Annotated in this window: 19 protein-coding genes; 7 read left to right on the top strand and 12 right to left on the bottom strand. The window is 48.9% G+C overall.

From position 1 onward, the window contains the following. Positions 1-125: 125 nt before the first annotated feature. Both dinF and L4C35_RS10615 read left to right on the top strand, forming a co-directional pair. Positions 126-1,475: an MATE family efflux transporter DinF gene (gene dinF / locus L4C35_RS10620; RefSeq protein WP_428462832.1), complete on the top strand. Its 1,350-nt coding sequence runs from the start codon at positions 126-128 to the stop codon at positions 1,473-1,475. Positions 1,476-1,602: 127 nt separating this feature from the next. Next, a complete protein-coding gene (locus tag L4C35_RS10615; protein ID WP_428462901.1) occupies positions 1,603-1,968 on the top strand; it encodes a 3D domain-containing protein in 366 nt (121 codons plus the stop codon). Between the two features lie 109 nt (positions 1,969-2,077). Here L4C35_RS10615 and nfuA read toward each other — a convergent pair whose 3' ends face one another. Then, complete coding sequence (gene nfuA, locus L4C35_RS10610) at positions 2,078-2,656, bottom strand: Fe-S biogenesis protein NfuA (RefSeq protein WP_428462900.1); 579 nt, start codon at positions 2,654-2,656, stop codon at positions 2,078-2,080. A gap of 124 nt (positions 2,657-2,780) precedes the next feature. Further along, on the bottom strand, positions 2,781-3,476 hold the full coding sequence (locus L4C35_RS10605) for a phosphoribosyltransferase family protein (RefSeq protein WP_428462831.1): 696 nt from the start codon (positions 3,474-3,476) through the stop codon (positions 2,781-2,783). Positions 3,477-3,519: 43 nt separating this feature from the next. On the opposite strand from L4C35_RS10605, the gene bioH reads away from it, so the two are divergent. From bioH to L4C35_RS10590, 3 genes are all read left to right on the top strand, one after another. Next, positions 3,520-4,302: a pimeloyl-ACP methyl ester esterase BioH gene (gene bioH, locus L4C35_RS10600; RefSeq protein WP_428462830.1), complete on the top strand. Its 783-nt coding sequence runs from the start codon at positions 3,520-3,522 to the stop codon at positions 4,300-4,302. 95 nt (positions 4,303-4,397) lie between these two features. After that, positions 4,398-4,775 (top strand): hypothetical protein, encoded by a 378-nt coding sequence (locus tag L4C35_RS10595; RefSeq protein WP_428462829.1) that lies wholly within the window; start codon positions 4,398-4,400, stop codon positions 4,773-4,775. A 42-nt stretch (positions 4,776-4,817) separates the two neighbouring features. Then, positions 4,818-5,282 carry an ATP-dependent Lon protease gene (locus L4C35_RS10590; protein ID WP_428462828.1) on the top strand — a complete coding sequence of 155 codons (465 nt, stop codon included), beginning with the start codon at positions 4,818-4,820 and terminating at the stop codon, positions 5,280-5,282. Between the two features lie 105 nt (positions 5,283-5,387). Here L4C35_RS10590 and L4C35_RS10585 read toward each other — a convergent pair whose 3' ends face one another. Next, the gene (locus L4C35_RS10585; protein ID WP_428462827.1) at positions 5,388-7,733 is read right to left on the bottom strand and encodes a Tex family protein; all 2,346 of its coding nucleotides are present in this window, start codon (positions 7,731-7,733) and stop codon (positions 5,388-5,390) included. A gap of 172 nt (positions 7,734-7,905) precedes the next feature. Continuing rightward, a complete protein-coding gene (greB, locus tag L4C35_RS10580; RefSeq protein WP_428462826.1) occupies positions 7,906-8,376 on the bottom strand; it encodes a transcription elongation factor GreB in 471 nt (156 codons plus the stop codon). Positions 8,377-8,649: 273 nt separating this feature from the next. On the opposite strand from greB, the gene ompR reads away from it, so the two are divergent. Next, complete coding sequence (gene ompR / locus L4C35_RS10575) at positions 8,650-9,369, top strand: osmolarity response regulator transcription factor OmpR (RefSeq protein ID WP_428462825.1); 720 nt, start codon at positions 8,650-8,652, stop codon at positions 9,367-9,369. Between the two features lie 3 nt (positions 9,370-9,372). After that, positions 9,373-10,713 (top strand): two-component system sensor histidine kinase EnvZ, encoded by a 1,341-nt coding sequence (envZ, locus tag L4C35_RS10570; protein WP_428462824.1) that lies wholly within the window; start codon positions 9,373-9,375, stop codon positions 10,711-10,713. Positions 10,714-10,830: 117 nt separating this feature from the next. Here envZ and L4C35_RS10565 read toward each other — a convergent pair whose 3' ends face one another. The 8 genes from L4C35_RS10565 to L4C35_RS10530 form a co-directional block, all read right to left on the bottom strand. Continuing rightward, entirely contained in the window at positions 10,831-12,240 is a 1,410-nt protein-coding gene (locus L4C35_RS10565; RefSeq protein ID WP_428462823.1) for a uracil-xanthine permease family protein, read from the bottom strand. A 439-nt stretch (positions 12,241-12,679) separates the two neighbouring features. After that, entirely contained in the window at positions 12,680-14,761 is a 2,082-nt protein-coding gene (recG, locus tag L4C35_RS10560; protein ID WP_428462822.1) for an ATP-dependent DNA helicase RecG, read from the bottom strand. Positions 14,762-14,777: 16 nt separating this feature from the next. Further along, positions 14,778-15,488 (bottom strand): tRNA (guanosine(18)-2'-O)-methyltransferase TrmH, encoded by a 711-nt coding sequence (gene trmH / locus L4C35_RS10555; protein WP_428462821.1) that lies wholly within the window; start codon positions 15,486-15,488, stop codon positions 14,778-14,780. 76 nt (positions 15,489-15,564) lie between these two features. Beyond that, positions 15,565-17,670 (bottom strand): bifunctional GTP diphosphokinase/guanosine-3',5'-bis pyrophosphate 3'-pyrophosphohydrolase, encoded by a 2,106-nt coding sequence (gene spoT / locus L4C35_RS10550; protein WP_428462820.1) that lies wholly within the window; start codon positions 17,668-17,670, stop codon positions 15,565-15,567. Positions 17,671-17,687: 17 nt separating this feature from the next. Then, positions 17,688-17,963, bottom strand: coding sequence for a DNA-directed RNA polymerase subunit omega (gene rpoZ / locus L4C35_RS10545; RefSeq protein ID WP_036821454.1), 276 nt, complete (start codon positions 17,961-17,963; stop codon positions 17,688-17,690). 51 nt (positions 17,964-18,014) lie between these two features. Beyond that, positions 18,015-18,641, bottom strand: a complete 627-nt coding sequence (gmk, locus tag L4C35_RS10540; RefSeq protein WP_371702629.1) for a guanylate kinase — start codon at positions 18,639-18,641, stop codon at positions 18,015-18,017. 260 nt (positions 18,642-18,901) lie between these two features. Next, the gene (locus L4C35_RS10535; RefSeq protein WP_428462819.1) at positions 18,902-20,038 is read right to left on the bottom strand and encodes a glycosyltransferase family 4 protein; all 1,137 of its coding nucleotides are present in this window, start codon (positions 20,036-20,038) and stop codon (positions 18,902-18,904) included. Positions 20,039-20,224: 186 nt separating this feature from the next. Next, the gene (locus L4C35_RS10530) at positions 20,225-21,088 is read right to left on the bottom strand and encodes a YicC/YloC family endoribonuclease (RefSeq protein ID WP_428462818.1); all 864 of its coding nucleotides are present in this window, start codon (positions 21,086-21,088) and stop codon (positions 20,225-20,227) included. Between the last annotated feature and the right edge of the window lie 97 nt (positions 21,089-21,185).

Below are 21,185 nucleotides of genomic sequence, written 5' to 3'. Positions count from 1 at the left end.
CTTGGCTGCATCAGGCACGAAATGCCTGTGTGATGCTTTAGTCTCGAAACGGAAGCCGCTACACTGCCTCTCTATTTTTGTTGTGCATCCATCAAGATGCGATGCTTTGCTATAAAGAGGTTTTTGTGCTCGCAGCCCTAAGGGATAAATCCCTTCATCTCCAAGTTTTCGCATTGGCTTTGCCTATGGTGCTGTCCAATATCACAGTGCCACTATTGGGGCTGGTGGATGCCGCTGTGATCGGTCATCTTGATCATGCTTGGTATCTCGGTGGTGTGGCTGTGGGTGGCACCATGATCAACGTGACCTTTTGGCTGCTAGGTTTTTTACGTATGGCCACCACAGGTTTGAGCGCTCAAGCCTACGGTGCCAGTGATAAAGACGCACAAGCCAGCACCTTCTTGCAAGGCCTCACTCTGGCTTGGTTATTGGCCGTTGTGCTCTTGGTGTTCCATCAGCCAGTGGCCGAGCTGATTTTCTCGCTCAGTAGTGCCAGCGATCAAGTCAAGCTTTATGCTGAACAATATTTCTCTATTCGTATTTGGGGCGCGCCAGCTGCGCTTGCCAATTTTGTCATCATGGGCTGGCTGCTCGGTAGCCAAAATGCCCGCGCTCCGATGTGGCTCTTAATTGTCACTAATATCGTTAATATTGGGTTAGATGTTCTGTTTGTACTTGGCTTTGGCTGGAAGGTGCAAGGTGCGGCGGCGGCTTCCGTCATAGCCGATTACAGCGGAATGGCGCTGGGTCTGTGGTTTGTTTCGCGTCAATGGCTTGCGCAAACGCTGCCTGCGGTGCGCGAAAAAATTGGAACCGTACGTGAAGGGTTAGGGCGCTTACTCAAGCTCAACCGCGATATTTTTCTACGCAGCTTGTGTTTGCAGCTCACTTTTACCTTTATGACCTTCTACGGGGCAACACTCGGGGATAATACGGTAGCTGCGAATGCCGTCTTGATGAGCTTTCTGATGCTGGTGTCGTATGCGATGGATGGTTTTGCTTACGCGATGGAAGCACTCGTGGGTAAAGCGATAGGTGCGCGCAATCGTGATGAGCTAGGCCGTTATTTGGTCGGCACCACGTTCTGGAGCTTAATGGTTTCATTGTTACTGACGGTCGCCTTTTCCTTCTTTGGCGGCAATATCGTGAGCTTGATTTCTGATATTCCTGCGGTGCAACAAGAAGCGGCACTTTACTTACCTTGGCTGGCCGCCGTGCCTTTGGTGTCGATGTGGTGCTTCTTGCTGGATGGTATTTTCATTGGCGCAACACGTGGTAAAGAAATGCGTAATAGCATGTTTGTGGCGACTTGTAGTTTCTTTGCGATTTGGTGGTTACTGATGGATTACGGTAATCATGCATTGTGGGGGGCGATGTTGGGCTTTATGGCGATGCGTGGAATTGGCTTAGCCGTGGTTTTCACGTATCAATGGAATAAAAATATTTTTCTGGAAACCGCTAATGCCAACAACTAGTTAGAATTATTCAACTGAGATTGGCTCTTTTTTCGCCAATAAATGCTACTCATCTGGACTTTGTTGTGTGTAAAATGTGCACAATTATTGTTCAGGTGAATGTATGAATAGTCGGTTTTTCGTTGTAATGCTGGCACTGGCCAGCTTTATTTTTGCCCCTCAAGTATTCGCAGGTAAGCAAAGCAAAACATTGCATGTTACGGCCACCGCGTATAACTCGGTGCGTGCGCAAACCAATGCCAATCCTAGTATTGCCGCTTGGGGTGATCGTTTGAAACCGGGGATGAAAGCCATCGCGGTGTCACGTGATTTACTCAATATGGGGATTAAACACGGTACGAAAGTGAAGATATCGGGTTTGCCCGGCGAGTATGTGGTGTTGGATAAAATGAACAAGCGCTGGTCGCGTAAGATTGATATCTACATGGGTAAAGATATTCAAGCGGCCAAGAATTGGGGACGACGAAAAGTGACCATCACTTGGGCGGGGTAGCCCTAACATTGCCCTAATAAGACGTAATAAAAAAGCCGCTTTAGCGGCTTTTTTTATGGGTAATACCCTATTACATGAGACGTTTCATGGGAAACCCCATGGCAAGGCCTTAGTAGTAAGAGTGCTCACCGCGTGCGTGCTCGGTAATATCTCGAACACCACTTAGCTCACCTTCAAACTGAGCCAGTAACTCTTTTTCGATGCCTTCTTTTAGCGTGACATCAACCATTGAACAACCGTTACAGCCGCCACCAAATTGTAGGATAGCGATACCGTCTTCAGTGATTTCTGCTAGTGATACGTTGCCACCATGGCCCGCAAGTTGTGGGTTAACTTGGGTTTGGATAACGTAATCAACACGCTCCATGAGCGTTGCATCATCTGACACTTTACGCACTTTAGCGTTTGGTGCTTTCAGTGTTAGTTGAGAGCCCATTTTGTCGGTAACAAAATCAATTTCCGCGTCATCAAGAAACGGTAGGCTTAGCTCATCAACGTAAGCTGAGAACAGGTCTAGCTTAATTTCAGTATCGGTTGCTTCAACAGCTTCAGGTGGGCAGTACGATACGCCGCACTCTGCGCTTTGGGTGCCTGGGTTTACCACGAAGACACGAATATTTGTTCCCTCAGGCTGCTGGGCAAGAAGCTTGCCGAAGTGCTGCTGAGCGTTTTCAGTAATAGTGATCATAGACACGACGTAATACCTGACTTATTTAGTAAGATTTAATTCTATTCTACTCTTAGTCGCCCTTTCTATCATCCCCAAATCTTGTCTACCATGATTTGAACACCATTTTGCCATTTTTTTGTGATCACTTCGGCATAGGTGTATAGCAAATACAATAGATGTCGATTGTTTGTACACCTCGATTTTTTAGTAGCTTAGCCAGTGTCGCTGCGGTACTGCCCGTCGTGACGACATCATCAACAATCGCGACATGCTGGGGTAAATTTTTTACGGTGAGTTCAAAAGCGCCCCGTAAATTTTGTTGGCGCTGGTGGCGTGAGAGCTGTTTTTGCACTGGGGTATGGCGGATACGACGAAAGCCGTGTGGTGCCACTTGGCTTCCTGTTACGGATGCTACCGACCACGCCAGGGCAGTACTTTGATTAAAACCACGCTGCCAGCGGCGCAGTGGGTGTAACGGTACGGGCAATAATAAGGGAGCGGGGCGATCAATTTGGTCGGCAAGATACTGGCCTAGTGGGTGAGCCAACCAAAACTTGCCATTGAATTTATACTTTTGGACACATTGGCGCAGTGGTGGGCGGTATTCTCCTAGTCGGATCAAACGCTGCCAGGGTGGCGGTGATGATAAGCAGTTACCACATTGTTCGACATGGGTCAGGGTTGTCGCACCACAGCGTTGGCAATAGGGCGGCTGCGGGAAATGATCAATGCAATGGTGACACCAGACGCGTTCGTTCTTTGTGAGTGATTGATGGCAGAGTTGGCAGCGCTGGTTGGTCCAATCGAGTATTGATCTTAATCGCGAAGGGGATAACATCCTTGGATCCTGATGGGTGATTGGCGAATAAAAGGAAGTGTAAATGACAACCAAACTACATTGGCAGATTGAAGGCCAAGGTTCGGATCTAGTTCTCATTCATGGTTGGGGCATGAATGGAGCCGTTTGGCAGCAGATATTACCGCTGCTAACGCCTTATTTCCGCGTGCATTGTGTTGATTTACCTGGTTATGGTCACAGCGCAGCTATTGACGCTGGTTCTATTGAAGAGCTGGCACATCTGTTGCTTGAATATTCACCCGTGACCGCAACTTGGGTGGGATGGTCGCTGGGTGGGTTAGTCGCGACACAGGCAGCACTGCTTGCGCCTGAACGTGTTAATCGGTTAGTGACGGTTGCGAGCTCACCAAAGTTTGCAGCTGATAAAGCAACCTTGTGGCGAGGTATTCAGCCTCGGGTGCTCACTGATTTTCAGCAGCAATTGAGTAATGACTTTCGGTTAACTATAGAGCGCTTTATGGCCTTGCAAGCCATGGGGAGCCCAACGGCACGACAAGATATTAAGTTGTTAAAGCAGGCGGTGTTATCGCGCCCTCAGCCCAATCAAGGTGCATTGAGTGATGGGTTAATACAGCTCGCTGAAGTTGATTTACGTGAACAACTGGCACAAATTCAACAACCTTGGTTAAGAATGTACGGGCGGTTGGATGGTTTAGTACCAGTGAAAATTGCTCAGGAATTGGATGAACTTGCACCGCAGTCTCAACGGCAAGTGTTTGCCGCGGCGTCGCATGCTCCGTTTATTTCTCACCCTGTCGAGTTTACGCAAGCATTGCGTCGTTTCGTTGAGGCGCAGGATGATTGATATGCCAAGGCGGCATTTAACAAAAAATTAAACTTCTGTTAATTATCGCCGATATTTATATTCGTAGAGTTGCTCTACATATTTGAGAGGCCATAATGACAGTAGGAACTGTGGGGAATAGCCCAACCTATTCGCCGGCAACGTTACAATCTCAGGCTGCGGTCTCAGCGAAAGCTGAAGGAAGGAATCAAGCAGTCAATGGCGATCCAAAAGGAGCGGTTGCCGAGACAACGGTGTCTATTTCAGAAGAAGCAAAACAGAAATTAGCGGCAGATGCGAAAGAATCGGCCTCGGAGCTCGAACCTCAGAAAGGCGAGAAAGAAAAGCCGACTAAAGGGGAGTCGTTTGCTTACGGTGCGCTCGGCATGGACCATCCTGCAGAAGTGAATAAACAGACCGATGATTTTTATACCGCCGGTCAGGTGCTGTCTGCGGTCGGGACCGTAGCAACAGTATTATTGGCATTAGCTTAAGGCATTGAAAACCTGAGCTGATGCCCAAGGAGTGACATCAGCGTGATAGTTTCACCTGCTAATGTGGGCGCACCCACCATAGCCCCGTCAGTGAACCCGCCAACCGAACAGGCTGCGCGGGATAATCGCGTTCGTGAAAAAATCATTCCAGCGACAGAAACGGTGCCATCGCCACATGGTAAGCCCCTCACCAGTGAAGAAAAGCAACTTAAGAAACCATCATGGGATCCGAGTGAGCACCCAGATTACAGTGAGTTAACGGAAGATTCCGTTAAACAATATGGGTATCAAGACGATCTTGAAACCTTGGTGAAGGCGTTATCGGCGGATACCTATTTACGTGATTCGCAAGACCTGGGTTATTCCATGCATATCAAGCTGCCGCGTGATTTGCTCGATGAGCTGGAAAAAATCAGTAAAACTGAAAGAACCAAAGGGGTGGTTGCTCATCATTACGCGCAAGCAACCATTCCAAATCCGCCAACGGATTACCTTGTGGTGCTGTGATAGACCTGCTGCTATGAGTGAGCAGATGACGATCAATAAAAAGCCTTTCTCATTGAGAAAGGCTTTTTTCATGGCGTTGCTTGTGCGTTAGCCGAGGGGGATATGTTATTTTTTCGCTTTAGCAAAGGCTGCGGCAAACGCGCCGCCCATCGCACCACCAGTGTTGTTGCCTTGGTTACGCGAAGGGTTGCTGGCGTGTTTGTTATGGTTGCTTGTTGAGCGAGGTTGCCCTTGATGGTTCTGCCCTTGTGGCTTACGGGCAGGTTTCTCTTGGCCTGGCTCATCGCTCATGCGCATAGTCATCGCAATACGCTTACGCTGCAAATCCACCTCCATGACTTTGACTTTAACTACATCACCGGCCTTCACCACTTCACGTGGATCGGCGACAAATTTATCAGACAGTGCTGAGATATGGACCAGACCATCTTGGTGAACCCCCACATCCACAAATGCACCAAAGTTGGTGACATTGGTGATCACGCCTTCGAGTACCATACCTGGGATCAGGTCTTTGACTTCGTTTACTCCCTCAGCAAAGGTGGCGGTTTTAAATTCAGGGCGTGGATCGCGGCCGGGTTTATCAAGCTCGCTGATGATGTCGGTTACGGTCGGTAAACCAAATTTCTCATCGGTGTAATCTGCCGCTTTAAGGGTGCGTAAGAATTCGCTATTACCAATAATGGCATCTACAGGTTTGCTGTGATTGGCTGCAATAGCTTTAACCACAGCGTAAGATTCAGGGTGAACCGCTGAACTATCGAGTGGGTTTTTACCATTCATAATACGCAAGAAGCCTGCACACTGTTCAAAGGCCTTAGGCCCTAGACGGGCGACTTTTTTCAGCGCGGTACGGCTTTCAAAACGGCCATGCTCATCGCGGTAATCCACCACGTTTTGTGCCATGGTTTTGCTTAAACCTGCAACGCGGGTTAGGAGTGCTGCGGATGCCATGTTGACATCGACACCCACGGCGTTTACACAGTCTTCCACTACCGCATCCAGACGTTTTGCCAGCATGCTTTGGCTGACATCGTGCTGGTATTGGCCAACCCCAATCGCTTTAGGATCGATCTTCACTAGCTCTGCCAGTGGGTCTTGTAGACGGCGACCAATGGATACGGCGCCACGAATCGACACGTCTAAATCGGGAAATTCGTTGGCAGCCAGCTCGGAAGCGGAATACACAGAAGCGCCAGCTTCACTGACCATCACGCTTTGCACTTTAAGGTTATTATCTTTAAGCAGCTTCGCGACAAAGGCATCTGTTTCACGTGAAGCAGTGCCGTTACCAATCGCGATTAAATCAACCTGATGTTTGGTGATCAAGCCTAATACCGTGGCTTCAGATTGTGCGACTTGGCGTTGTGGTTGGTGGGGGTAAATGGTGGCGATATCCAGTAATTTACCCGTTGCATCAATCACTGCTACTTTACAACCTGTGCGTAAACCTGGGTCTAGCGCCAAGGTAGTACGAGGGCCCGCAGGGGCGGCCATCAACAAATCATTCAGGTTATCGGCGAAGACTTGCATTGCGCCATCTTCAGCTTTTTCACGCAGGGCGCTCATTAACTCGGTTTCCATGTGCATCAGAATCTTGATGCGCCATGCCCAACTGATCACTTGCTTACGCCATGTGTCTGCGGGTTGGTTGCCAAGGGTCACACCATAGTGATCGGCGATAATAACTTCGCAGTAAGAACCACGAACGCCTTCATCTTGGCTTGGATCGGCATTTAGTGAAAGCTGTAAAAAACCTTCATTACGACCGCGGAACATGGCAAGGGCACGGTGAGATGGCACGTTTTTCAGTAATTCGTTGTGTTCAAAGTAGTCTTTGAATTTCGCCCCTTCCTGCTCTTTGCCGTCAACCACCCGCGCGGTCAATTCGGCTTGGGTTTGTAGATGACGACGCACTTTATCCAGTAGCGCGGCATCTTCAGCAAAACGTTCCATTAAAATAGCACGTGCGCCATCAAGGGCTGCTTTCGTATCGGCGACACCTTTATCGGCACTAATGTATTGTGCTGCTGTGGCTTCTGGCTCGTTCTGTGGTTGCTGCCATAGGGTATCAGCCAGTGGTTCTAACCCTGCCTCAATCGCAATCTGACCTTTAGTTCGACGTTTTTGTTTGTAAGGCAGATACAGATCTTCAAGGCGGGTTTTGCTATCGGCCGATAATATTTCTGCTTCCAGCTGTGCGGTGAGTTTTCCTTGCTCAGTGATGGATTTTAAAATCACTTGGCGACGATCATCGAGTTCACGTAAGTAGCCAAGACGTGATTCGAGGTTGCGAAGCTGGGTATCATCCAGTCCGTTGGTAACTTCCTTGCGGTAGCGGGCAATAAAGGGAACCGTATTACCGTCATCTAACAGAGTGACTGCGGCAGTGACTTGCTCGACACGAACATTCAGTTCGTTGGCAATCATCTGGTTGATAGCGTTGTTCATCCGTTGGTATCTCTTGGTTATTATCGTTAACTGATGCCATTCTACGGAGGAATCCGAAGCTGACAAGCAGGGTTATGTTAAGACTGTGTCAGTGCGTCTATGCCCGATGCATAGGGCACATTACAGCATGGCTCGATGACATTGTGGTTGCACTGTAAATGCATGCCTAGTGTTAGTTATAACGAATGCTATTTACAAACCACAGCTTACGTCCTTGCGGCGTGACCACTTCAAATTCTTCATCGACTTCTTTTTTTAGCATGGCACGCGCCATGGGAGAGTCGATCGATATATAGTCGTTACGGCCATAAATTTCATCAGGGCCGACAATGCGAAAGGCTTTACTGTCACCCGATTCATTTTCTATTTCCACAAAGGCGCCAAAGAAGACTTTGCCATCTTGCTGGGGGGAATAGTCAATCACTTTGACCACTTCCAGCCTTTTTCGTAGAAAGCGTACGCGGCGGTCAATTTCACGGAGACGCTTTTTATTGTATTGGTAGTCGGCGTTCTCACTGCGATCGCCAAGGCTGGCAGCCCAGGTCACTTTTTTGGTGACTTCGGGGCGTTCTTCGTACCATAAAAACTCAAGTTCGGCTTTGAGTTTGTCATAGCCCTCGCGGGTGATGAGATTAGTTTTCATGTTATTTCCTAACCATGGCGCATATTTTGAGGTAAATAGTGTTACGCATTTCTACTGAGGTCAATCTTTGCTAAAACAGAGTGTGATGCTTTAAGGCGCTAAAATAGAAGAAACTATTGCGTGTTGTTGAGGGAATAGTGCGGTAGTGTGCTAGACATACCCAGTAACAATTTAGCTCACATTTTAGCGGCGAATTTAAGCTTAGGTCAGGATGAGTCGAGTAAGATGTATCCTCAAGCTCGATAACAGGTTCGATGCAGTAAGGTAGAAGATATGCAGGAAAATTATAAAATTCTGGTTGTTGATGATGATATGCGTTTGCGTGCGTTATTAGAACGCTATCTATCAGAGCAGGGCTTTCAGGTTCGCAGTGTCGCCAATGGTGAGCAGATGGATCGTCTGTTATCGCGCGAGACCTTCCACTTGATGGTATTAGATTTAATGCTGCCAGGTGAAGATGGTTTGTCTATTTGCCGTCGTTTACGTAATGCCAACAACATGTTGCCTATTTTGATGCTGACAGCGAAAGGCGATGAAGTCGATCGCATTGTGGGTTTAGAAGTGGGAGCTGACGATTACTTGCCTAAACCGTTTAACCCGCGTGAGCTATTAGCGCGCATTCGTGCGGTTTTACGCCGTCAAACGATTGAAGCGCCGGGTGCACCCAGTGTGGACAGTAAAGTGATCGAGTTTGGTGATTTCCGCTTGAACTTGGGCACCCGCGAGATGTTCCGTGGTGACGAATCGATGCCACTGACCTCGGGTGAGTTTGCGGTTCTGAAAGCGCTGGTAACCAATGCGCGTGAACCTATGTCGCGCGATAAGCTGATGAACATGGCACGCGGTCGTGAATATTCAGCGATGGAACGTTCAATCGACGTTCAAATTTCACGTCTTCGCCGCATGGTGGAAGAAGATCCAAGTCGCCCTCGCTATATTCAAACGGTATGGGGCTTGGGTTATGTATTCGTACCGGATGGTAACGAGGCATAATCGATGCGCTTTTCTCCGCGCAGTACGTTTACTCGTACTTTGATCCTATTGGCTGGCTTATTGATAGCCAGCCAAATCTTTTCGTATCTTGCCGTTTTTAACTACGCATTATTGCCTAGCTTGAAACAGTTCAATCGTATTTTGGCCTACGAAGTCCGCTTGATGCTGAAAGAAGATGTGCAATTAGCCGATGGCCATACTTTCCACTTAGACACGCCGTTACGTCGCCAGTTGCTTGAGCAGCTAGGGGTTACGCTTCACCTCGCAGAAAGTGCTGAAGCGGATGAATACCGCCAAGCATCGGAAGTGGAATACCTCAGCGAAGAAATGACCCGAGAACTGGATACTAATACCGAAGTGCGCTTGGTGTTGGGGGCCGATAGCTATGTGTTATGGCTCAAGTGCGATGCGATGCCGGGCTTTTTGATGCGGGTGCCGTTATCTGAATTGCATGAAGATGACTTTTCTCCTTTATTTCGCTATAGCCTGATCATTGCCTTTATGGTGATTGCGGGTGGCTGGTTATTTATTCGGATTCAGAACCGGCCTTTGGTCGCGTTGGAACAAGCCGCGTTGTCGGTGGCCCGTGGTGAAACACCACCACCATTGCAAGAAAATGGGGCGTCTGAAATTCGGGCGGTAACCAAAGCGTTTAACCAGATGTCGGAAGGTATCCAGCAGCTCGAAGAAGATCGTGCTTTGTTGCTGGCGGGGGTAAGCCATGATTTACGCACCCCATTAACTCGAATTCGTCTGGCAACAGAGATGATGTCACCTGAAGACAGTTATCTTGCCGATAGCATGATCAAAGATACTGAAGAGTGTAACGAGATCATCAGTCAGTTTATGGATTACCTTAAATCGACCAAGAAGCAGGAAGAAGAGAAGCTCGATCTGAATGCATTATTGGAAGAGGTTGCAGATAGCGAAGGGCAACATCAGATTGACCTTGAGCTTGGCGATGTCCCTGGGGTGATTTTAGCTAACAACGTGGCGATGAAGCGTGCCGTGGCCAACTTAGTCGGTAATGCGCTGCGCTATGGTAATGGCTGGGTCAAAATCTCCAGTGGTGCGACGGCAGACCGTAAATCCGCTTGGTATTGCGTTGAAGATGATGGCCCTGGGATAGAGCCTGATCAAGTGTCACGCATGTTCCAACCGCTTACGCGTGGTGACACGGCGCGTGGTCGCGAAACCGAAGGGACAGGACTGGGCTTGGCAATTGTGAAGCGCATAATTGACCAGCATGATGGCGAAATCTGTGTGCGTAACCGCAGTGAAGGCGGCTTGCGGGTGCAAATTAATTTGGCATTACATACTGCTCGCAGTGGTAAGAAAGCCTAGTGCGGTTGTGATAAGCACTGTCCTCGTATGATAGAAAAAGGGTTAGCCAGTGGCTAACCCTTTTTATTGGTCTTTTTTGGGGAGCTTATTGGTTTATCGAACACCGATAGGCGCTTCTTACTTCGCCGTTGCTGTTTTCACTTCGATTTCAGAGGCTTCTTTCGGTTCTTCAGGCAGCACCAAGTTCAGAATAATTGCGGTTAAGCCGCCCGCAGCCATACCTGAAGACAAGATGCTTTTAACAATCTCTGGCATGAATTGCAGGATCTCAGGTTTTTGTGCGATACCTAAGCCCATTGAAAATGACAGCGCCATGATAAGAATAGCTCGGCGGTCAAGATTGCAGCGCGAGATGATACGTACACCAGATGCCGCAATGGTGCCGAACATCACGATAGTCGCGCCGCCCAAAACGGGTTCAGGGATCAGCTGGACTAAGTTGGCCACGCCTGGGAATAAGCCTAATAGCACCAGCATGCCTGCGACAAAGAAACCGATATAGCGGCTCGCCACGCCTGTTAGCATGATGATGCCGTTGTTCTGGCTAAAGGTGGAGTTAGGAAAGCTGTTAAGTACCGCGGCCACACCTGAGTTCAGGCCATCGGCTAATACACCACCTTTAATACGCTTCATGTAGACAGGGCCAGCGACAGGCTGTTCAGAGGTTTCTGAGGTCGCGGTAATGTCACCAATCGCTTCAAGCGAGGTAATGGCAAATACGATCACCAGCGGGATCAATAAGCCCCAATCAAAGCCAAGGCCGTACTGCATTGGCAGTGGGATGGCGATGAAGTCGGTGTCAGCACTGCGCGAAGTATCTATCATGCCCATGAAAGCGGCCAGCAGTGTGCCTGCTGCCATCGCAATCACAATGGAGGAAACGCGAAGGTACGGGTTTTTAACGCGATTGAGTAGCACGATAAGGGCTAACACTGTGCCTGCTAGCATTAGGTTATCTAAGCTACCGAAGGTGCCACTTTCTAGTGCCGCGTAACCCCCGCCCATCGAAGTTAGACCGATTTGGATCAGGGTGAGGCCGATCAGGGTGACGACAATACCTGAAACAAGTGGTGTGATAATACGTTGAGCATGTTGCAAAATGCGAGAGATGAATACTTCCGTTAAGGAAGCAAACAAAATCGTACCGAAGATAGCTGCCATCATGGTTGGCACGTCAGCACCGCCTGCTTTTAAGGCTAACCCAGCCCCTATGATAGGACCAAGGAAGTTAAAGCTGGTGCCTTGAATCGACAGCAACCCTGAGCCGATAGGGCCAAAGGTTTTGATTTGGATAAACGAGGCAATACCCGAGGCGAACAGTGACATGCTGACGATAGTATTGGTATCACTGGCCGGTAAATCCAAAGCCTGACAGATGATCAGCGAGGGTGTTACAACTGCCACGAACATCGCAAGAAGGTGCTGTAGGGCTGCAAACAAAGTTTGTGGTAGCGGCGGGCGATCGTCTAATCGATAGATGAGATCAGACTTACGCGGCGCTTCAATATCGCTGTGTTGACGGGTCATGCCGTTTGTTTTCCTTGGTTTATCTCTGGTTCCCTGACTGCATGCGCTGAATGGGCCGCAGTATGTATTGATCGAATATATCTGTGATTGCTGTTAATCAGCTTCAACCAACACGGGAGAGATGGAGGTGGACGAATTTTGTGCGCTATTGTAATTACCTTGCAGAAAATAGCAATCGTTTGCGTGTTTTTGTAGTGAGATAATTTACTTTAGGAGCAAATAGCTCACTAAGGGGTAAAAAGGGAAAGAAAATCGGTAAGTGAGGATTTTTAGTGGGCTGTAGAGATCACGCTTGGCATGTAAGGCTGAAAGATAGGTGGTAGATGCTTGGCAAGTGCTGTTATTTTATTGTCTTAGCCTGCCGCTGGGGGAGTGAATAAGGGAAAGTTGGCCCTTTATTCACATTGACGTGAGATAAAGAGCCTAAACAAGTGCCGAATTAGGCGTTGGAGTAATTTTCACGTTGACCCAGCCAGCGTTCAATAATGGCTTCGGCATTTGATGGATATTTATCGTGAATGTATCGGGCTAGCTTTTGCACTTGCGGGATCAGGTGCTGGTCGCGCACCAGATCGGCCACTTTAAAATCGGCGATACCGGTTTGCTTTGTCCCCAATAACTCACCCGGCCCGCGGATTTCTAAATCGCGCTGGGCAATCACAAAACCATCGCTGCTTTCACGCAGTACTCCTAAGCGCTTTTGGGCAGTTTGCGAAAGTGGTGCGTGATACAACAGCACACAATGGCTGGCAACTTGGCCTCGACCGACACGGCCACGCAACTGGTGGAGCTGGGCTAAACCTAGGCGCTCTGGGTTTTCAATCACCATCAAGCTGGCATTGGGTACATCGACGCCGACTTCAATCACTGTGGTCGCGACCAATAAATCGAGGTCGCCGTCTTTAAACTGTGCCATGACAGCTTGTTTTTCTGCCGCTTTCATTCGGCCATGTACTAAGCCGACTTTTAGTTCAGGCAATAATTGAGTGAGCTCATCGGCCGTATCAGAGGCGGCTTGGGCTTCCAATACTTCCGATTCATCGATCAAGGTACAAACCCAATAGGCTTGGCGGCCTTCGGTTTGGCAGGCAGAGCGGATCCGTTCAATGATTTCAGGTCGGCGCGCATCAGACAGGGCCACGGTTTTGATCGGCGTTCGCCCTGGTGGTAATTCATCTATTACTGAGGTTTCCAAATCAGCATAGGCTGTCATGGCTAACGTCCGTGGGATCGGCGTAGCCGTCATGATAAGTTGGTGCGGATAACGTCCGTCATTCGCCCCTTTCTCGCGCAGCTCTAAGCGTTGGTGGACACCGAAACGGTGTTGTTCATCAATGATCACCAAGGTCAGGTTGTTAAACACCACCTGGTCTTGGAACAAAGCGTGGGTACCCACCACCATCTTGGCTTCGCCACTTTCGATGCGCGCTAATTCTGCTTCGCGGGCTTTGCCTTTGAGCTTGCCTGCCATCCAGCCTACTTGAATACCCAGCGGGTTGAGCCAGCTGGCAAAGTTCTGCGCGTGCTGTTCAGCCAGTAATTCAGTGGGGGCCATGAGTGCCACTTGATAGCCGTGTTCGATTGCGCGCAGTGCAGCTAGCGCGGCGACTAAGGTTTTACCTGAGCCCACATCTCCTTGCACCAAACGCATCATAGGGTGCGCGAGCGTCAGGTCTTGTTCGATGTCGGCAACGACCCGTTGTTGGGCCCCTGTCGGAGTAAATGGCAAGCTCGCAAGAAACTGTTGCTTTAGGCTATCGTTGGTGCTGAGTGGCCATGCATCATGACGTTGACTGTTACTGCGTACAGCCAGCATCGATAAATTCTGGGCCAGCAGTTCTTCCAGTATTAGGCGATGTTGGGCGGGGTGTTTCCCTTCTTCGAACTGATCCAGCGATACATCAGGGGTTGGCCGATGCATGATGCGTAAGGCTTGGGCCAGTGTCATCTGGCGGTCGTATAAGCCTTCGGGTAGCAATTCACTGACGGCGGCTTTCTCCAGTAGCTTGAGCGCTTGATCGGTTAGGCTACGTAGCGTTAGCTGACGTAAGCCATCAGTAGTGGGGTAAACTGGGGTTAAGGTTTCTTCGACACTGAGTTCGGTGGTTTCAGAAAACACCTTGTAGTCGGGGTGAATGATCTCGACCCCAAACTTACCGCGTTTGATCTCGCCATAGGCTTTGACTTGCTTCCCTTCGGCCAAGCTGTTTTTCATCGCGGCGTTAAAATTGAAAAAGCGTAGGGTGGCGGCGCCATTACCATCGCTGATTTTAACGCTGAGCATTTTACGCTTACCAAAGGTAATGCTGGTGTTGAGCACCTCACCTTGAATCGTCAGGTGTTGACCTGGCATTACCCCTGCAATTGGCCAAATACGGGTGCGATCTTCATAGCGGAGCGGCAAATGAAATAGCAGGTCTTGGACGGTATTTAATCCAATCTTTGTTAACTTATCTGCCATTTTTGCGCCTACACCAGCAAGCTCGGTGAGGGCGATGGTATCCAGTAGCTGTCCGCTCATCGCATGTCCTTATTGGCTATTTCTGTTTGTTTTTCTTTGGCTCAATGGCCTGCATGGTTGCCCACCACGCGTCGTCAGCCATGATTTGGCCTTCGTCATCCAATGGTGGATAAGGCAAGCCTTTACGACGGGCCACTTTGGCAAGTACTGGGTGACCGCGTTCAAACAAAATACGGTGTACCACTTCCTCAGGTAGCTGAGTGGTTGCTTGGTCGTACATGCCCGCATTTTGGCGTTGGCGCTGTGCTTCATACAAAATAAGAGCACTGGCCACCGAGACATTTAACGACTGTACCATACCGACCATAGGAATGATGATGTCCTGATCGGCGAGCGCTAAGGCTTCCTGGGTGATCCCATTTTTTTCGCCGCCTAAGATAATTGCGGTGGGTTTGGTGTAATCCACGTCACGAAAATCAATCGCGGTATCTGACAAGTTGGTTGCCAGTACTTGCATCCCTTGGCTTTTGAGGTGTTGAACCGCTTCGAGCATGGTGTCGTGGGTTTCAAGTTCGACCCAATTACGCGCACCTGCTGAAGTATGGCTTAGCATACGCATTTTATCGTCAGGCCATACGGCATGCACTTTATGAATGCCGACCGCATCGGCAGTACGCACAATCGCAGACACATTGTTAGGTTTGTGCACTTCTTCCATACACACCGTGAGGTCGGTTTGGCGAGTCGCCAGCACAGATTGAATACGTTGGTAACGATCAGGAGTCATAGTCGTTTATTAATATCCATAAATAAAAACGCCCAAAAGAGGGCGTTTAGAATAAGTGGTTGTTGATGCGGCTTTATTAGTTTTTCTGACGAGCAACACGAACAACATTCGGCATAACACGAATTCGGCGCATAATATTAGCAAGGTGGATACGACCTTTGGTCGTTAAGCGGACCGTGATGGTGTATAAACGACCATCTTTTTCTTCGGTGGCTAACCCTTGAATATTGGAGCCTGTCGCGGCAATCGTATTGGTTAAATCCGCCAGCGCACCTTGGTGGTTTTGCATGTCCACTTTTAGGTTGGTCACGAATTCTTGTTCAAAGTCTTCGCTCCACTCTACCGCCATGTACTTATCGGGTTCTTTTTGGTAACCACGAATATTGGCACATTCTTCACGGTGAATAACCAAGCCTTTACCCGGGCTGACGTGCGCCATAATAGGGTCACCATGGATTGGGTGACAACAGTTGGCAAACGTGAGCAAGATGCCATCGGCACCTTGGATCGGTAAGCGGCGAGCGCCTTCGTCGTGATTATTCAGCTCTTCAGGGTTACCTAATAAGCGGCGAGCAATCACCACACTCATCAGTTCACCTAAGCCGATATCTGTCAGTAAGTCATCCATCGACTCCAACCGCAGGTCTGCCAGCACTTGCTGGAGATTATCTGGGTTGATTTGGTCGATGCTTAACTCACCAAGAGCATGATTGAGCAAGCGACGGCCAAGGGTGATGGATTCATCACGGCGCATGGTTTTCAGTACTTGGCGAATACGTGCACGAGCACGAGATGTCACCACATAGTTAAGCCAGGCTGCATTTGGACGTGCGCCAGGAGCACTGATGATATCGATAGTCTGACCGTTTTTCAGCGGTTTGCTGAGCGGGTAAGGTTGGCGATCAACACGAGCACCGACACAAGCATTACCGACATCGGTATGGACGGCGTAAGCAAAATCGACCGCGGTTGCCCCGACGGGTAATTCAACAATACGACCTTTCGGCGTAAAGACGTAAATCTCATCAGGGAACAGATCAGATTTTACGTTTTCGATAAATTCGAATGAACTGCCGGCACTTTGTTGTAGCTCGAGTAAACTCTGCATCCAACGTTGTGCTTTTACTTGGGCGGTTGTGCCCGAGCTTTCACCATCTTTATAGGTCCAATGGGCCGCAACACCTTTGTCGGCCATTTGGTCCATGTCATCGGTACGAATTTGTACTTCGACAGGTACGCCATGTGGGCCCACTAGAGAGGTATGCAGTGATTGGTAGCCATTGGCTTTCGGGATGGCAATGTAGTCTTTCATGCGGCTTGGACGTGGTTTGTACAGGTTATGTACTTGGCCCAATACGCGGTAGCAGGTGTCGAGATCGGTGACCAGAACGCGGAACGCGTAGATATCCATAATCGAATGGAAACGCTGTTCTTTACTCTTCATCTTGTTATAGATGGAGTACAGGTTCTTTTCACGGCCAACAACGGTACCTTTAATTCCCGCATCTTCGAGGCGGCCCTCGATTTCAGCGTGAATCTTATTAATCATCTCTTTGCGATTACCACGCGCCGCTGCCACCACTTCTTTGAGCACTTTATAACGGTTTGGATATAACGCTTCAAAGCCTAGCTCTTCGAGTTCGGTTTTGATGTTATGAATACCAAGACGGTGTGCCAGTGGGGAGAATATTTCGAGCGTTTCGCGGGCAATACGGCGGCGTTTATCCGGACGCAGGGCACCTAGGGTGCGCATGTTGTGCGTACGGTCAGCCAATTTGATCAAGATTACGCGAATGTCATGGGCCATGGCCATGATCATTTTGCGGAAGTTCTCTGCTTGCGCTTCTTTGCGGTCGCGGAACTTGAGTTTATCCAGCTTCGATACGCCATCAACCAGTTCTGCAACCGTAGCACTAAAGCGGGTTTCCAAGTCTTCCTTGGTGACTTCGGTGTCTTCGATGACATCATGGAGAAGTGCAGCCATTAACGTCTCGTAATCGAGGCGCATTTCCGCAAGGATGCGGGCCACAGCAATCGGGTGGATGATATAAGGTTCGCCACTAGAGCGAGTCTGCCCTTCATGGGCATCACGCGCAACGAGATAAGCCTGCCTAAGAGCCTCGATATGAGGCTCTGGCAGGTATTCGGTTGCGACTTCTTTCAGGCTATCAAAAAGATACAATCGCCCGGTTCCCTGAATTAACGGTGGTCGCCTGCAATAGCGCTAACTGCTGCTAGCTCTGCTGCTTCTTGCTCTTGAAGTTCCTGACGCTCGCGAGCATCAAGGATATCCTTAGTGATTAGGCCTTCTTCGATTTCACGAAGCGCGATCACTGTGTACTTGTCGTTTTCTTCTGGAACCAGTGGATCCTTACCGCCAGTTTGCATTTGACGAGCGCGGCGTGAAGCAATTTGGATCAGATCGAAACGGTTGCCAATTTTATCAACAGCGTCTTGAACGGTTACGCGTGCCATGGAGGACTCCAGTGGTTATATAAAAAAAGATAGAAAATTGTACAAAAATACTTACTGTTCTGCCAGTAGGCCATTCAGCATGCTGTTATATTTAGCAGCTTGTTTGTCTTGCTTCAATCGTTCTGCGCGGATAATCGCTTTGAAATCGATAAGAGCAACATCAAAATCATCATTCACGATCACGTAATCGTATTCGCTGTAATGTGAAATTTCAGAACGTGCTTCTTCCATGCGGCGAGCAATAACAGCATCGCTGTCTTGACCACGAGCATTAAGACGACGCTCTAATTCTTCTTTTGATGGCGGTAGAATAAAGAGGCTTTTCGCTTGTGGCATTTGCTTGCGAATTTGACGCGCACCTTGCCAGTCGATATCAAGGAATACATCGATCCCTTTGTTTAGCTGCTCTTCAATCCACGGACGAGACGTACCGTAGTAGTTGCCAAATACTTCTGCATGCTCAAGGAATGCACCTTGGTCAGCAAGTTCAGTAAATTCTTCAACACTTACGAAGTTGTAATGAACGCCGTGTTCTTCACCTGGGCGCATGCCGCGCGTGGTGTGAGAAACCGATACTTTCATGTCATAAGTTGGGTTGGTTTCCAATAGGGCGTTAATCAAGCTTGATTTACCCGCACCGCTTGGTGCCGACACAATGTATAACGTACCTTTGCTCATTGCTGTTTCACTCAGTGTTAGAAGGGCGCGCAGATTATCACGAACTGCAGATAATTTAAATCAGATAGTCAAGGAATAACCAATAATCTTTTTTATCGAGCTGGCAATGTGAAGCCAGTGCGGTAACTGAAAAACAGGCTTATTCGTTCTTCACCTTAAAATTGCCCGCATTGAAAACATATATCTAAATAAGGCAGGGCTGATCGTATTGTTTACGCAGTCATTTTTTATCGTAATGTTATAAAAATAGCAGATACGACTTAAAGCAGCGCGGCAAAGTTATTGATCATGGTATCGAAACTGTAGTGTTGCGACACCCGTAATTTGTTGGCGCGGCCGATGGTGGGCCAATAATCTTGGTGTTCTAACAGTTTTTTCATTGTTGCTGGATAGTCTGCTGGCGCAGCAATATAAGCCTGGTTCTCAGGAGGAAGCATGGTTTTAATATCGCCGACATCGGTCGAGACTATTGGTAGCCCCATCGCCATCGCTTCCAAAATAGAAATAGGCATTTGCTCGGTATCAGATGATAAGCAAAAGACATTGCCTTGAGCGAGGAACCCCCAAATATCGGTGACGTTACCCGTTAGCTCAATACGGTCGGTTTGATCGAGCTGGATGACATATTCACGCAGTTCCTCGAGTAAGGGCCCTCCACCTCCAATGATTAATTTCCCGTTGGGTACAGCAGCTAAAAAGCTGTCGATTAATCGTGGGATATTCTTTTCCGCACGCAGCGTTGCCAAGGTAATAAAGGTGGGATGCTGGCTCGGTGGTTGGATCTCCGTATGGACCTCTGGCAAGGCGATACCGTTAGGGAAATAAATGAGCTGAGAGGCTTCCACATGCCAATCTTGCTGGGCGATCTGTTGAAGCTGGTGCGAGGGCACCACGACCTTGGTGTCATCGGACAGTGCTAAGCGACGAAAGATATTGCGGCGCGGCAGGCGGTCTTGCTGCTCTTCGGGGCCAAAGCCGTCTTCCCAGTGGATATGCTTGGTTGCGGTAACGGCAGTCGCAGCACGTGAACGGATGCGGTGCACCAGTGCCCATTCAATCGCGCCCCAGTTATAAGTCATCAAGACATCATGAGGGTGGTCTGCCAAGTAATGCTGGATTGCCTGCATTCGTTGCAGAACGTGTTGCTGCTTGAGATGATTTAGGTCGATGAAGGTTGTGTTGACGGTTGCCAGCAGTTTGTTTTTGGCATCGAAGTTACCGTCTAAAGCAATAATGGTGTGACTGTAATCTTGCGGACACGCATTCGCGATCTGGGCAAAGCGCACTTGTTGGCCGCCAATGGCAAAGGTGGGGAAAACATGCAGGAGATGCCGAGAGGCTGTTCGATGACGGTTAGGATGTGATTGGTGATCATTGCGTTCGAGTGAGCTATCCATAACAATCCTTGCTGTTCATCCATGACTATTTTTACCATGCAGGGCGATCACTGCTTAGCTCTAACTATAGTCAAACCTTGGTCGACTATGTGAGTGTGGAGGGGGATTATTTAGTCGATGAAAGCGAGGTAACAAAAAAGCGCCCTGAGGCGCTTTTGAAAATCATGCTATATGTACAAATGGTGCTTACTCAATGTTCTGAATTTGCTCACGCATTTGTTCGATCAACACTTTGAGTTCAACGGCTGATGCCGTGATCTCAGTATTGATTGATTTAGAGGCTAGGGTGTTCGACTCGCGGTTGAACTCTTGCATCATGAAATCTAAACGGCGACCACATGCGCCACCTTTTTTCATGATCTTCTGCGTTTCTTTCACGTGTGAATCTAAGCGGTCTAGCTCCTCGGCTACATCGCTCTTCTGCGCTAGCAGGATCAGTTCTTGTTCGACACGGCTTGCATCGAGTTCGATTTTTGCTTCTTCGAAACGGCTTAATAGACGTTCACGTTGCCATGCCATGACTTCTGGCATTTGTTCGCGTACTTTGCCAGCTTCAACGGTAATCGCATCTAAACGCTGCACAATCAGCGCCTTCATGTTTTCGCCTTCGCTTGCACGTGCTGCAATGAAATCGGTCAGTGCTTCTTCAAAGCCTGCGAGTAGGTCTTTGTTGATCGCATCAAGGTCTTGCTCTGGCGCTTCCATCACACCCGGCCAGTTCAATACTTGGAAGGGACCAATATTGCCTTCACCTGAGGTCTCTTTTACCCACTGGGCGGCTTTGATCACTTGCTTAGCAAGGTCTTCATTAATTGACAGTTCACGGTTGGCAGAAGCATTCGCTTCAAAACGTAGGTTACATTCTACTTTGCCTCGAGCAAGGCGTTTACGAAAGCGTTCACGCAGAACCGGCTCTAGGCCACGGAACTGTTCAGGCATTCGTAAGTAGGTTTCTAAGTAGCGCTGGTTGACCGAACGGATTTCCCAAACGGCGCTGCCCCAGTCGCCTTTTACTTCACGGCGCGCGTAGGCGGTCATGCTATGAATCATTGGCTGATGGCCCTTTTGTTAAGCGGTTCGCTTGAAGCTGATGCTCGAAGCGTTGATGAGCTGATTATACTCAGCATTGATTATAAAAGGAATTGAA

Source organism: Photobacterium kagoshimensis, from assembly GCF_050337045.1.
Classification (GTDB): Bacteria; Pseudomonadota; Gammaproteobacteria; order Enterobacterales; family Vibrionaceae; genus Photobacterium; species Photobacterium kagoshimensis.
The sequence above is the reverse complement of the archived record's forward strand: the minus strand, read 5'-3'. Positions and strand labels throughout refer to the sequence as shown.